This is a genomic window from Streptomyces luteolus (assembly GCF_029968015.1).
GTDB lineage: Bacteria > Actinomycetota > Actinomycetes > Streptomycetales > Streptomycetaceae > Streptomyces > Streptomyces luteolus.
In genome coordinates this window covers 1-12,959 of sequence record NZ_JASCIS010000021.1, presented here as the reverse complement: position 1 = coordinate 12,959, position 12,959 = coordinate 1, and the positions used below count along the sequence as shown (strand labels likewise).

9 protein-coding genes are annotated in these 12,959 nt (G+C 72.1%); 1 reads left to right on the top strand and 8 read right to left on the bottom strand.

What is annotated here, in order from left to right; translation table 11 throughout:
• Window positions 1–19: 19 nt before the first annotated feature.
• From QIT00_RS21095 to proB, 4 genes are all read right to left on the bottom strand, one after another.
• On the bottom strand, window positions 20–757 hold the full coding sequence (locus QIT00_RS21095) for an SCO2584 family spore wall biosynthesis protein (protein ID WP_282536890.1): 738 nt from the start codon (window positions 755–757) through the stop codon (window positions 20–22).
• A gap of 79 nt (window positions 758–836) precedes the next feature.
• Window positions 837–2,120, bottom strand: coding sequence for a glutamate-5-semialdehyde dehydrogenase (locus tag QIT00_RS21090; protein WP_282536889.1), 1,284 nt, complete (start codon window positions 2,118–2,120; stop codon window positions 837–839).
• A gap of 134 nt (window positions 2,121–2,254) precedes the next feature.
• Window positions 2,255–2,743 carry a hypothetical protein gene (locus QIT00_RS21085; RefSeq protein WP_282536888.1) on the bottom strand — a complete coding sequence of 163 codons (489 nt, stop codon included), beginning with the start codon at window positions 2,741–2,743 and terminating at the stop codon, window positions 2,255–2,257.
• 220 nt (window positions 2,744–2,963) lie between these two features.
• Window positions 2,964–4,070: a glutamate 5-kinase gene (proB, locus tag QIT00_RS21080; protein WP_282536887.1), complete on the bottom strand. Its 1,107-nt coding sequence runs from the start codon at window positions 4,068–4,070 to the stop codon at window positions 2,964–2,966.
• Window positions 4,071–4,493: 423 nt separating this feature from the next.
• On the opposite strand from proB, the gene QIT00_RS21075 reads away from it, so the two are divergent.
• Window positions 4,494–6,569, top strand: coding sequence for a hypothetical protein (locus QIT00_RS21075; protein ID WP_282536886.1), 2,076 nt, complete (start codon window positions 4,494–4,496; stop codon window positions 6,567–6,569).
• A gap of 95 nt (window positions 6,570–6,664) precedes the next feature.
• Here the strand turns inward: QIT00_RS21075 and obgE are convergent, their stop codons facing one another.
• The 4 genes from obgE to QIT00_RS21055 form a co-directional block, all read right to left on the bottom strand.
• On the bottom strand, window positions 6,665–8,104 hold the full coding sequence (gene obgE / locus QIT00_RS21070; RefSeq protein WP_282536885.1) for a GTPase ObgE: 1,440 nt from the start codon (window positions 8,102–8,104) through the stop codon (window positions 6,665–6,667).
• A gap of 221 nt (window positions 8,105–8,325) precedes the next feature.
• Window positions 8,326–8,580: a 50S ribosomal protein L27 gene (gene rpmA, locus QIT00_RS21065; protein WP_282515039.1), complete on the bottom strand. Its 255-nt coding sequence runs from the start codon at window positions 8,578–8,580 to the stop codon at window positions 8,326–8,328.
• A 14-nt stretch (window positions 8,581–8,594) separates the two neighbouring features.
• Window positions 8,595–8,915: a 50S ribosomal protein L21 gene (rplU, locus tag QIT00_RS21060; RefSeq protein ID WP_282515038.1), complete on the bottom strand. Its 321-nt coding sequence runs from the start codon at window positions 8,913–8,915 to the stop codon at window positions 8,595–8,597.
• A gap of 357 nt (window positions 8,916–9,272) precedes the next feature.
• On the bottom strand, window positions 9,273–12,959 hold a 3,687-nt coding region (locus QIT00_RS21055), incomplete at its 5' end, for an Rne/Rng family ribonuclease (protein ID WP_282536884.1).

Here is a 12,959-nt window from a genome sequence, read left to right as displayed (position 1 = left end):
CCGTACGCCCAGCCCTGTGTCAGGGCATCCGCGGCTGCACGGGCAGAGCGGGCGCGGAGCGATCGGCCGGGACGGACGGGCCGACCGGAACGGAGGGGCTGCTGTCGACGCCGCTCGTGGCGGGCGACGGGACGGGGTCCTGGCGGTGGGACGCGTTGCCGCGGTAGACGGCGGTGAACGCGAGAGCGACCATGCCGATGCCCATGACGAGGGCGAGCACCCAGGCGACGGGCCGGTGCCAGCGGCCCGGAGCGCGGCGCCCGGCGGAGAAGCCGTCCGCGTCGCAGTCCGCGCAGAATCCGGCGATCCCGTGCTCGACGCACCCGGCGTGCCCGCGCCGCCCGCGTCGGCGGCCGCGCCCGTAGGGGGCGTACGGGTCGTACGGGTCGTACGGGTCATACGGATCGTCACGCTCCGGATCGTGACCGAATTCGTCCGCGTACCCGTCGCCGAAGGCGAGACGCTCGTACTCGTCCCGGTCCTCGTGGTACAGGCCGTCCGGGTCGTCCGGATCGTTCGGATCGTCCGGGTCGTGCTCGCGGCGGGTGCGGCCGCGGCGGCGGTGTTCGGCCTCGGCCCGCGCCTCGGCCGCGGCGAGCAGGCGCTCGACGGCGCTGGGCTCGTGGAAGGGGGCGGAGCGGACGAAGTCCTCGTCGAAGACCACGGCGGCGAACTCGTCGTCCGCACGTCCGTGGTCGCGGTCGTCGTCGGGCTCCCGGCCGTCCGAAGACGGCGTGCCCCCCACGTCCTCCGGCACGGGTCCAGAGTAGACCTGGGGGGTCAATTTGGGCAGGGCGTAAGGGAATTCGCCGCTTCGTACGCGTACGCCGTTCGGCTCAGCGGGTGTGGCCGTCGCCGGTGACGATGTACTTCGTCGAGGTCAGCTCGGGCAGGCCCATCGGGCCGCGGGCGTGCAGCTTCTGCGTGGAGATGCCGATCTCGGCGCCGAAGCCGAACTGGCCGCCGTCGGTGAACCGCGTCGAGGCGTTCACGGCGACCGTGGTGGAGTCGACCAGCTGGGTGAACCGGCGGGCGGCCTGCTGCGAGGTGGTGACGATGGCCTCGGTGTGCCCGGAGGTCCAGAGCCGGATGTGCTCGACGGCCTTGTCGAGGGAGTCGACGACGGCGGCGGCGATGTCGTACGAGAGGTATTCGGCCTCCCAGTCCTCAGTCGTCGCGGGCACCAGGGTGGCCTTGGACTCGTCGGCATAGGAGAGGACCCGCTCGTCGGCGTGCACGGTCACACCGGCCTGCGCGAGGGCGTCGAGGGCGCGCGGCAGGAAGGCCTCGGCGATGTCCGCGTGGACGAGCAGGGTCTCGGCGGCGTTGCAGACGCTGGGGCGCTGCGCCTTGGAGTTGATCAGGATGTCGACGGCCATGTCGAGGTCGGCGTGGGCGTCCACGTAGACGTGGCAGTTGCCGGTGCCGGTCTCGATGACGGGGACCGTGGACTCCTCCACGACGGTCTTGATGAGGGAGGCGCCGCCGCGCGGGATGAGCACGTCGACGAGTCCGCGGGCGCGCATCAACTCCCGTACGGAGTCCCGGGATTCACCCGGTACGAGCTGCACGGCGTCGGCCGGCAGGCCCGCTCCGCCGACGGCGTCGCGCAGGACGCGGACGAGCGCGGTGTTGGAGTGGTACGCGGAGGACGAGCCGCGGAGCAGCACCGCGTTGCCGGACTTGAGGCAGAGGGCGGCGGCGTCGACGGTGACGTTGGGGCGGGCCTCGTAGATGATCCCGACGACGCCGAGGGGGACGCGGACCTGGCGCAGGTCGATGCCGTTGGGCAGGGTCGAGCCGCGCACGACCTCGCCGACCGGGTCGGGCAGGGCGACCACGTCCCGTACGTCGGAGGCGATGGCGCGGACGCGCTCCGGGGTGAGGGTGAGGCGGTCGACGATCGACTCGCTGGTGCCGGCGGCGCGGGCCTTGGCGATGTCCTCGGCGTTGGCCTCGACGATGTCCTTCGTCCGCACCTCAAGGGCGTCGGCGATGGCGAGCAGCGCGTCGTCCTTGGCGGCCCGTGGCAGCGGCGCGATGTCGGCGGCCGCGGCGCGGGCGCGGTAGGCGGCCTGGGCGACCGGGGACATGTCGGCGTACGGGGAGAGCGAGGTCATGCCCGCAGGGTAACGGGGGCGCTCGCGGCGTCCAGACGGTGTCCCGTACTCCGAGACGTGGCCGGAACCTGCCGTGAGCCGTGCCGTGCACCCCTCACCGAGGCCTCAGAAGGCGTGCACCCCTCACCGAGGCCTCAGAAGGGGTGGACGCCCACCGGTGCCGCGGGCGGCGGACCGTACCCTTCCGCGATGCGCTGGTGGTACGTGTCCCGGTCGATGACCTCAAGGCCGACGATCTCCCACGGCGGCAGCTGCGCGCTCTGCCGGTGCTCGCCCCAGAGGCGCAGGGCGACCGCGGCGGCGTCGTGCAGGTCGCGGGCCTCTTCCCAGTACCGGATCTCGGCGTGGTCGTTCGCGTACCGGCTGGTCAGCAGGAAGGGGTGGTCGTGGGCCAGCTGTTCGAGGGCCCGCCTGATGTCCGGGAGCGGGGTCGCGGGGCCCGAGACGCTCAGGGTCACGTGCCACAGGCGTGGCTCGTCGGCGGGCGCCGGCCGCTCCTGCTCCGCCCGCTGAGTGGTCGGCTCGGTCCGCTCGACCGGGTCGGCGGGGCGGTCACCCGTCCTGACGCTGGTCAGGGCCCGCTCCCCGCCTCGGGACGCCGCCCCAGGGCGCACTCGTCTCACCGGCGGCCTCCTGCTCTGCCTTCGTCGTGCGGACCTGCCCCGCCCGCCTCACTGCCCCGCAAACAATTGCCCCACAGCAAAGTTGAACAGGCCGGGGCGCTTCGCGTGGCGTTTTTACGGAAGGTCCCCGCCCAGAGCGCGCCATTTCGGCCGGATCGGCGCTCGAACTGTGCGTATCGCGCGTACGGGACCTACGAACGTACGAGCCGTACCCGGGCGCTCACCCGTGCAGGAGCACCAAGTCGTCCCGGTGCACGACCTCCCGCTCGTACGCCGGGCCCAGCTCCTTGGCGAGCTCGCGGGTGGAGCGGCCGATGAGCTGGGGGATCTCCTTGGCGTCGAAGTTGACCAGGCCGCGGGCGATGGCGCGGCCCCCGGAGTCCCGCAGCTCGACCGGGTCGCCCGCGCTGAACTCGCCCTCGACGGCCTGGATCCCGGCGGGCAGCAGTGACGTACGCCGCTCGGTGACCGCGCGCACGGCGCCGTCGTCCAGAGTGAGCGCGCCCTGCGGGGTCGAGGCGTGCTGCAGCCAGAGCAGGCGGTCGGCGGAGCGGCGGCCCGTGCTGTGGAAGTGGGTGCCGGTGTCCCGCCCGGCGAGCGCGTCGGCCGCGTGCACCGCGGAGGTGAGGACGACGGGGATGCCGGCGGCGGCCGCGATCCGGGCCGCCTCCACCTTGGTGACCATGCCGCCGGTGCCGACGCCCGCCTTGCCCGCGCTGCCGATCTGCACGTGCTCTATGTCGGCGGGCCCGCGCACCTCCTCGATGCGCGAGGTGCCGGGCTTGGCCGGGTCCCCGTCGTACAGACCGTCCACGTCGGACAGCAGGACGAGCAGGTCCGCGCGGACCAGGTGGGCGACGAGGGCGGCGAGGCGGTCGTTGTCGCCGAAGCGGATCTCGTCCGTCGCCACCGTGTCGTTCTCGTTGACGACCGGCAGCGCGCCCATGGCGAGGAGCTGGTCGAGGGTGCGCGAGGCGTTGCGGTGGTGGGCGCGGCGGGCCATGTCGTCGCTGGTGAGCAGGACTTGGCCGACGCGTACGCCGTAGCGCGCGAACGAGGCGGTGTAGCGGGCGACGAGCAGGCCCTGGCCGACGCTGGCGGCGGCCTGCTGCCGGGCGAGGTCGCGCGGTCGGCGGCGCAGGCCGAGCGGGGCGAGCCCGGCGGCGATGGCACCCGAGGAGACCAGGACGATCTCCTTCTCGCCGCCGCTGCGGGACTTCGCGAGGACGTCCACGAGGGCGTCCACCCGGTCCGCGTCCAGGCCGCCGGACGCGGTGGTGAGCGACGAGGAGCCCACCTTCACCACGATGCGACGGGCCTCGGCCACGCTCTTCCTTGCTACGCCTGACGCTGCGCCTGACACCTGCGTTCCCCTGCTGCCCTACCGACGACGTTCGACGGCCAGTGCCGAACCACTGCCCACGGCCGGTGACGATCCCTGCTCCCGCAATCTACGTGAGAGTCGGCGGCGGCCGCCTTCGCATTCCGACCCGTGGTCGGCGCGGGCGGATGGGGGTCCCCCCTGCTCGAGCGAAGCCGAGAGCTTGGGGGAGGGGGTTCCGGCCGGACGGTCGGCCCCGCCTCGGGGGTTCAGTCGGTTTGCCCCGGTATCCGGTGATAGTTGTCACGGAAGATTGCCCGGGCAGCACGGATGGTCATACGGTCAGGGGTCAGCCTTCCCCACGCGGCCCTCCCCCACGGGCCGTTTTCACCGCATCCCCCCATCCGAACTTTGCCAGGAGCCCAGCCCGTGCCCTCCGCCGGACTCGCCCCCCGCCGCGTCGTGCAGCTGCTCACGCTGTGCACGATGTTCGCGCTCTTCACGGCGCAACTCGCCAGCGCTCTGCTGCCGAACCTGCCCGTCTTCATCGTCGCGAGCGCCGGCGGTCTGGCCCTCGACACCTATCTGCAGTACAAGCGTCCGGGTCTGCTCGCCCTGCTCGGCAAGATCCGTTTCGACGTGACGGTGCGCCAGCTCCTTCGCGACATGCTGATCGTGGTCGGCCTGCTCCGGCTGCCCGGCATCAACCCGCTCGCCGAGCAGGCGCCGCTCACCATCGCCCTGCTCGCCTTCTACCTGGCGCACTTCGTCTGCCAGGCCCTGGCCGTACTGGTCCGGCGCAGCCGCCAGCTGCCGATCGTCACGCGCAACATCGACGCGTCGACGCTGCGCCTGAGCGCCGCACCGCCGCGCATCCTGGCCCGCCGCCAGGCCCACCGCCTGCTCGTCTTCTCGGCGCCCGCGACGGTCGGCCTGATGGTCTCGGCGCTCACCAGGACCGTGTACGCGGGCGCGATCGGCGTCGGCGTCTCGCTCGCCCTGATGGCCGGCGGCACCGCGTACCTGGCTTCCTGGATGCTGCCGAAGAAGCGCGCCGTGAACGACGCCAAGGTCATGGAGTGGCTCTCCGCCTGGCTGGCCGAGTACAAGCCGACCGTCGCCATGTACTTCTCCGGCGGCACCACCTCCGCGTACCAGGCGAACATGTGGCTCTCCACGCTCGCCAAGGTCGACGGCAAGCCGCTGATCGTGCTGCGTGAGCGCTTCATGGTGCAGAAGATCGACGCCACCGACGTGCCGATCCTGTGCGTCCCCAAGGTCGCGAACATGTTCGCCCTGGAGGACTCGACGCTGAAGATGATGCTGCACCCGGCGAACGCCGCGAAGACCTCGCAGGTGCTGCGCATCCCCACGCTGAAGCACGCGTTCATCAACCACGGCGAGAGCGACAAGCTCTCCTCCTGCAACCCGTACGCGAAGGCGTACGACGAGGTCTGGGTCGCCGGACCGGCCGCCCGCGACCGCTACCAGCTCGCGGACATCGGCGTGGACGACAAGGACGTCGTGGAGGTCGGCCGCCCGCAGCTCTCCCCCATCCGCCCGTACGCGGGCGCCCCCACCGGCGAGTTCACCACCGTCCTCTACGCCCCCACGTGGGAGGGCTGGGACGGCAACCCCGGCAACACCTCGGTCGTCCTCGCCGGTGAGAACATCGTCCGCGAGCTGCTCGCCGACCCGAAGGTCCGGCTCCTCTACAAGCCGCACCCGATGACGGGCTCGCAGGACCCGCGCGCCGGCGTCGCCAATGAGCGCATCAAGGCGATGATCCTCGACGCCAACGCCCAGCGCGCGGGGGCCCGCCCCGGCCCCGAGGCCGACCGCGAACTGGCCCTGCGCACCGCCGAGTTGGACGCCCTGACCTCGTCGTCGTTCCGTACTGGAACCGATGAGATGGAGCGCATGATGCTGCAGACGGCGCCCGCCGATGACCGCGAGGCGGCCGTGGTCGCGGCGACGGCGGCCTGGGAGGCGGCGTACTGGGGCTCGTTCCCCGAGTGGGAGCACCAGATCATCACCACCGCCCGCCCGGCGATCTTCTCCTGCTTCAACCAGGCCGACGTGCTGGTCAGCGATGTCTCCTCGGTGGTCTCGGACTGGCTGAGCAGCGAGAAGCCGTACGCGGTCGCCAACACCTCGGGCCTGTCCGAGGCGGAGTTCCGCTCGGGCTTCCCGACGGTCCGCGCGGCCACGATCCTCACCCCCGAGGCGGACGGTGTGCCCGCGCTCATGGAGTCGGTGCGCAACCCGGAGCAGGACCCGTACGCCGAGTCCCGCGCCGAGCTCAAGGAGCACCTGCTCGGCCCGTCGGACCCGCCGTCCATCGACCGCTTCAACGACGCGATCCGCGCCCTGTGCGCCGAGTCCGACGCCCGCCGCGCCCGCGCGGAGGCCCGCCTGGTCTCGGAGATCCCGGCCCAGCGCACGACGACGGACGTGGCGGCGGAGGAGGACGCGGACGCGGACGCGGAAGAGGTCAACGCCTAGTCCACCCCGGCGCCGAGTGCACTGAACGCCGACCTACGGCACGCAAAGAGGGCGGCACCGGAACAACTCCGGTGCCGCCCTGTCACGTAAGCGGACTAGAACGGCTTGAACTCGTCGAACTCCTGCTCCGCCTCGTCCCGCTCGGCCTGCTTGTCCCGCCGCCGCTGCGCGGCCGGACGCGGCGCCTCGAAGCGGTGGTCCTCGCCACGACGGCCGAGCATCTCCGCGCCGGAGGCCACCGTCGGCTCCCAGTCGAAGACGACCGCGTCCTCCTCGGGGCCGATCGCGACGCCGTCGCCGGAGCGGGCGCCCGCCTTCATCAACTCCGCCTCGACACCGAGGCGTTCGAGCCGATCGGCGAGGTAGCCCACGGCCTCGTCGTTGTTGAAGTCGGTCTGCCGCACCCAGCGCTCCGGCTTCTCGCCCCGCACCCGGAAGAGACCGTCCTCCTCCTGTACGACGCTGAAGCCGCTGTCGTCCACGGCCTGCGGGCGGATGACGATCCGGGTCGCCTCCTCCTTCGGCTTGGCGGCACGCGCGGCGCCGACCAACTCGGCGAGCGCGAACGACAGTTCCTTGAGCCCGGTGTGCGCGACGGCGGACACCTCGAAGACGCGGTAGCCGCGCTCCTCCAGGTCGGGCCGGACCATCTCGGCGAGGTCCTTGCCGTCCGGTACGTCGATCTTGTTGAGGACGACGAGACGGGGACGGTTCTCCAGGCCCGCGCCGTACTCCTTCAGCTCCGCCTCGATGACGTCCAGGTCGGAGACCGGGTCGCGCTCGGACTCAAGGGTCGCCGTGTCGAGGACGTGCACGAGGACCGAGCAGCGCTCGACGTGCCGCAGGAACTCCAGGCCGAGGCCCTTGCCCTGGCTGGCGCCGGGGATGAGTCCGGGGACGTCCGCGATGGTGTAGACGGTCGAACCGGCCGTCACCACACCGAGGTTGGGCACGAGCGTGGTGAACGGGTAGTCCGCGATCTTCGGCTTCGCGGCGGAGAGCACGGAGATCAGCGAGGACTTGCCGGCACTCGGGTAGCCGACGAGCGCCACGTCCGCGACGGTCTTCAGCTCCAGGACGATGTCACCGGTCCGGCCGGGCTCACCGAGCAGCGCGAAGCCGGGGGCCTTGCGCCGGGCCGAGGCGAGGGCCGCGTTGCCGAGCCCGCCCCGGCCGCCCTGCGCGGCGACGTACGAGGTGCCCTGGCCGACGAGGTCCGCGAGGACGTTGCCCTCCTTGTCGAGGATCACGGTGCCGTCCGGCACGGGCAGGACCAGGTCCTGGCCGTCCTTGCCGGAGCGGTTGCCGCCCTCGCCGGGCTTGCCGTTGGTGGCCTTGCGGTGCGGGCTGTGGTGGTAGTCGAGCAGGGTGGTCACGGACTGGTCGACGACGAGCGTGATGTCGCCGCCCCGCCCGCCGTTGCCGCCGTCGGGGCCGCCGAGCGGCTTGAACTTCTCCCGGTGTACGGAGGCACAGCCGTGACCTCCGTTACCCGCGGCGATGTGCAGCTCGACGCGGTCCACGAAGGTGGTCATGGTTCGGTGCCTCCAGGGGGATGCTGCGGGGGTGCTGCCCAGCGGACGGAGCTGCCTGTCCGTCTCTCTGTCTGGGTGATCTGTCCGGGTGGTCTGTCCCGGGTGGTCTGTCTATCTAGTAACACGCCGAGGGCGGACCCGCTTCCCGTACGAAAGCCGTACGGAAAGTGAGGTCCGCCCTCGGAAAAACCGCGAGAGAACTCGCTCTACGGTGCCTCGGTTCAGGCGACCGGAACGATGTTCACGACCTTGCGGCCACGGTGCGTACCGAACTCCACCGAACCCGCGTCGAGCGCGAACAGGGTGTCGTCCTTGCCGCGGCCCACGCCGTTGCCCGGGTGGAAGTGGGTGCCGCGCTGGCGGACCAGGATCTCACCGGCGTTGACGACCTGACCGCCGAAGCGCTTCACGCCGAGCCGCTGAGCATTGGAATCGCGACCGTTCCGAGTGGACGATGCGCCCTTCTTGTGTGCCATCTCTCCTCAGTCCCTTACTTCGCAGCCGTGGGGATCTCAGTGACCTTGATCGCCGTGTACTGCTGGCGGTGGCCCTGACGACGGCGGTAGCCGGTCTTGTTCTTGTAGCGAAGGATGTCGATCTTCGCGCCCTTGTGGTGGTCCACGATCTCAGCCTGGACCTTGATGCCGGCCAGAACCCACGGGTCGCTGGTCACGGACTCGCCGTCGACGAGCAGCAGGGTCGAGAGCTCGACCGTGTCGCCAACATTGGCAGTGGAAATCTTGTCAACCTCAACGATGTCACCGACAGCAACCTTGTGCTGGCGGCCACCGCTGCGCACGATGGCGTACACGCGGATCTCACTCTCTACGACTCGAAACGGGACCCCCGCAGTCCAGCCGCTCGCGAAGACGATCGGCCTCCCCCGGCACGAGGCGCGAGGGGCTCCCGGACAGAGATCCAGGAGGAGAAAGGTTTACAGGGGTGCGGCGCGCCTATGGACACGCCGACGGTCAAGGTTACGGGGCCCACCCGGAAGGGTCAAACCGGCCCCGGACGCACGCAGCCGGTCGAAGTGCGCCCGGTACGCATCGTCCACGGAGTCGTCGTCGGCCCGGGAACGGGCTCGGGACAAGGCGGCGCCCCCGCCCCGGGTTCACCGGGTGCGGGGGCGTCGACGTGGCGGGTGCCGGGCGGTACTGCCGTCCCGTCAGCCTTCGTCGTTCGAAGCGGAGGCCGAGACGGAGGGCAGCGCCTGCTGCTCCGCCGCGGCGGTCTTCTTCGCCGTCTTCTTGGCGGCCGTCTTCTTGGCCGTCGTCTTCTTCGCCGCGGTCTTCTTCGCGGTCGTCTTCTTCGCGGCGGCCTTCTTGGCGGGTGCCTTCTTGGCCGCGGCCTTCTTGGCGGTGGCCTTGGCGGTGGTCTTCTTCGCCGCCTTCCTGGCCGGTGCGGCTTCCGCCTCGGGCTCCGGCGCGGGCTCGGCCTGCGCCTTGCCCTCGGCCGGTGCCGCCTCGGCCTGCTCGGCCGGCTGCTCCGCGGGGACGACCACGACGGCCGCCTCCGCCGAAGCGGTCGGCGCCGACGCCTTGCGCACCGCACGGCGCCGCGGCCGCGCGGGGGCGGCCTCGACGGGAGCGGCGGCCTCGGTCGGCACGGCCTCCGGCTCGGGCTGCGGCTGGACTGCCGGGGCCTCGACCACGGCAGGCTCCACCACGGCGGGCGCGACCACGGCCACCGCCACGTCCTCGGCCGGCTTCGGCGAACCGGCGGGCGCCGTCGCCTTCCGCGTGGCCCGGCGACGCGTACGGCCCTTCGGCGCGGCCTCCTCGACGGCGACCGGAGCGGGCTCGGCCACGGGCTCGGCAGCCGGAGCCGCCGCCTGAGCGACCTCCGCGGGCTCGGCCTGGACCTGAGCCTCCTCGGCCGCCTTGCGCCCGCCCTTCTTCGGCTTCTCGACCTTCTCGCCCTTCTTCGGCTTCTCGGCCTTCGCTGCCTTCTCGCCCTTCACGGACGGGGCCTCGGCCTGCTCGGGCAGCTCCGCCGACTTCGGCGCACCGGCCGGTGCCGTCGCCTTGCGCGTGGCCCGGCGCCGCGTACGGCCACGGGACGCGGCCGCCTCGGCCTCGGCGGCACTGCTGTACAGCTCCTCGTCCGGCTTGAACTCGGGCTCGGCGAGCTTCGCCGGGGCCGCGGCCTCGGCGGCGACCTCCGCCTCCGTCTCGGCCTCGGTGCCCTCCGCCTTCTCGGCGGCGGGCGCCTCGTGGACGTGCTCCTGACCGTCCTTGCGGCCCCGCTTCTTGGCGCGCTTGCCGCCACCACCCGCGGAGGCCGGCTGCTCCATGTGCACGATCACGCCACGGCCATTGCAGTGCACGCAGGTCTCCGAGAAGGACTCCAGGAGCCCCTGCCCGACCCGCTTACGGGTCATCTGCACCAGGCCGAGCGAGGTCACCTCGGCGACCTGGTGCTTCGTACGGTCCCGGCCCAGGCACTCGAGCAGGCGCCGCATCACCAGGTCCCGGTTGGACTCCAGGACCATGTCGATGAAGTCGACGACGACGATGCCGCCCAGGTCGCGAAGGCGCAGCTGGCGCACGATCTCCTCGGCCGCCTCCAGGTTGTTCCTGGTCACGGTCTCTTCGAGGTTGCCGCCCTGACCGGTGAACTTACCGGTGTTGACGTCAATGACGATCATGGCTTCGGTCTTGTCGATCACCAGGGAGCCACCGGACGGCAGCCACACCTTGCGGTCGAGCGCCTTGGCGAGCTGCTCGTCGATCCGGTACGTGGCGAAGACGTCGACCTCGGACGTCCACTTCTGCAGCCGGTCCGCGAGGTCGGGCGCGACGTGGTTGACGTATCCGTGGATGGTCTCCCAGGCCTCGTCACCGCTGACGACGACCTTTGAGAAGTCCTCGTTGAAGATGTCACGGACGACGCGGACGGTCATGTCCGGCTCGCCGTACAGGAGGCTCGGCGAGCTCGTCGAGGCCTGCTTCGACTTCTTCTGGATGTCCTCCCACTGCGCCTGCAGACGCTCGACGTCGCGGCGCAGCTCGTCCTCGCTCGCGCCCTCGGCGGCGGTGCGCACGATGACGCCCGCGTCCTCGGGGACGATCTTCTTGAGGATGGTCTTCAGCCGCGCCCGCTCCGTGTCGGGCAGCTTGCGGCTGATTCCGGTCATCGAGCCCTCGGGCACGTACACCAGGTACCGGCCGGGCAGCGACACCTGGCTGGTCAGGCGGGCGCCCTTGTGGCCGATCGGGTCCTTGGTGACCTGAACGAGCACGGACTGGCCGGACTTCAGGGCGGTCTCGATGCGGCGCGGCCCATTGGCCATGCCGAGCGCCTCGAAGTTGACCTCGCCCGCGTAGAGCACGGCGTTGCGGCCCTTGCCGATGTCGATGAAGGCGGCCTCCATCGACGGCAGGACGTTCTGCACCTTGCCCAGGTAGACGTTGCCGACGTACGAGGTCGACTGCTCCTTGTTGACGTAGTGCTCGACGAGGATGTTGTCCTCGAGCACACCGATCTGGGTGCGGTCGCCGTGCTGCCGGACGATCATCTCCCGGTTGACCGCCTCGCGGCGGGCCAGGAACTCGGCCTCGGTGATGATCGGCACGCGGCGGCGGCCCTGCTCACGACCCTCGCGGCGGCGCTGCTTCTTGGCCTCCAGACGAGTCGAGCCCTTGATGGACTGCACCTCGTCGGACGGCTCGGTCTCCTTCTTGGGCCGCGGCTCGCGGACCTTCACGACGGTACGCTCCGGGTCGCCCGCGCCCGGCTCGCCCTCCGTGCCCGAGTCACCGGCGCGACGGCGACGGCGACGGCGGCGACGGCTGCTGGAGGAACCACCGGACTCGGCGCGCTCCGCACGCTCGTCCTCGGCGTCCTCCTCGGCCTGCTCGGCGGTGTCCTCGGCGTCCTGCTCCGCCTGCTCGGCGGCGACGTCCTCGGCGCCTTCGTCTCCGTTCTCGGCACCCTCGTCATCGTGGTCCTGCTCCGCGGCCTCGCCACGACGACGGCGACGGCCACCGCGACGGCGGCGACGGCCCTGGCGGCCGCCCTGCTCGTCGGTGTCTTCACCTTCGGCGGACTCACCTTCGGCGGACTCACCTTCGGCGGACTCGCGCTCTGCGGACTCGCGCTCGGCGGACTCCTCCTCGGCGGCGGGCGCGGCAGGCGTCTCGACCGGCTCGGCGGCCGGCGTCACCTCGGCGGGCTCGCCACGGCGACGGCGCCGACGGCGGCCACCGGCGGCGGGCTCCTCCTCGACCGGGGCGGGCACCTCGGCGACCTCCTCGGCCGCTTCGGCGGCGGCCGCGGCGGCGGCGCGCTCGGGCGTCTGGAACATCGGCTCGGTGAACACCGGCTGCTGGAACACGGCGACCGAGGGCCGCTTCGGCTTCCGCGAGCCGGACTCGTCGCCCTCCTGCTCGGCGGCGGCGCGACCGGCGCCCCGCGGCTCGGAGAAGATCGACGCCGCCTTACGGGCGGCACGGCGACGGCCGCGCTTCGGCGCTTCGGCGGCTGCCTCGGCGGCGGGCCCGGCCACGGAATCGCCCGACTCGGCGGACGCGGCCTCGACCGGCACGTCGGCAGCGGCGGCGGTCTCGGCCTCGGCGGCGGGCGCGCTCACCTTGCGGGTGGCGCGGCGACGAGTACGGCGGGGCGCGGCCTCGGCGGCCTCATCCTGGGCGGGCGCCTCGGCAGGGGCTTCGACGACAGGGGCCTCGGCGGGCTCAGCGGCCTGCGCGGGCTCCGCGGCGACGGCCGCCTGGCCCTCGCCGGTGGTCTCGTCGGTGGTCTGGGGGGCACCGGCCGGCGCGGTGGCCTTGCGGGTGGCGCGGCGCCGGGTGCGGCGCGGGGCCTCCTCGACGGCGGCGTCTTCGGCGGGCGC

Excerpts from the sequence above, each read along its gene's own strand:
- rpmA (WP_282515039.1), bottom strand. The coding sequence starts at position 8,580 with ATGGCACACAAGAAGGGCGCATCGTCCACTCGGAACGGTCGCGATTCC.
- QIT00_RS21090 (WP_282536889.1), bottom strand. The coding sequence starts at position 2,120 with ATGACCTCGCTCTCCCCGTACGCCGACATGTCCCCGGTCGCCCAGGCC.
- obgE (WP_282536885.1), bottom strand. The coding sequence starts at position 8,104 with ATGACCACCTTCGTGGACCGCGTCGAGCTGCACATCGCCGCGGGTAAC.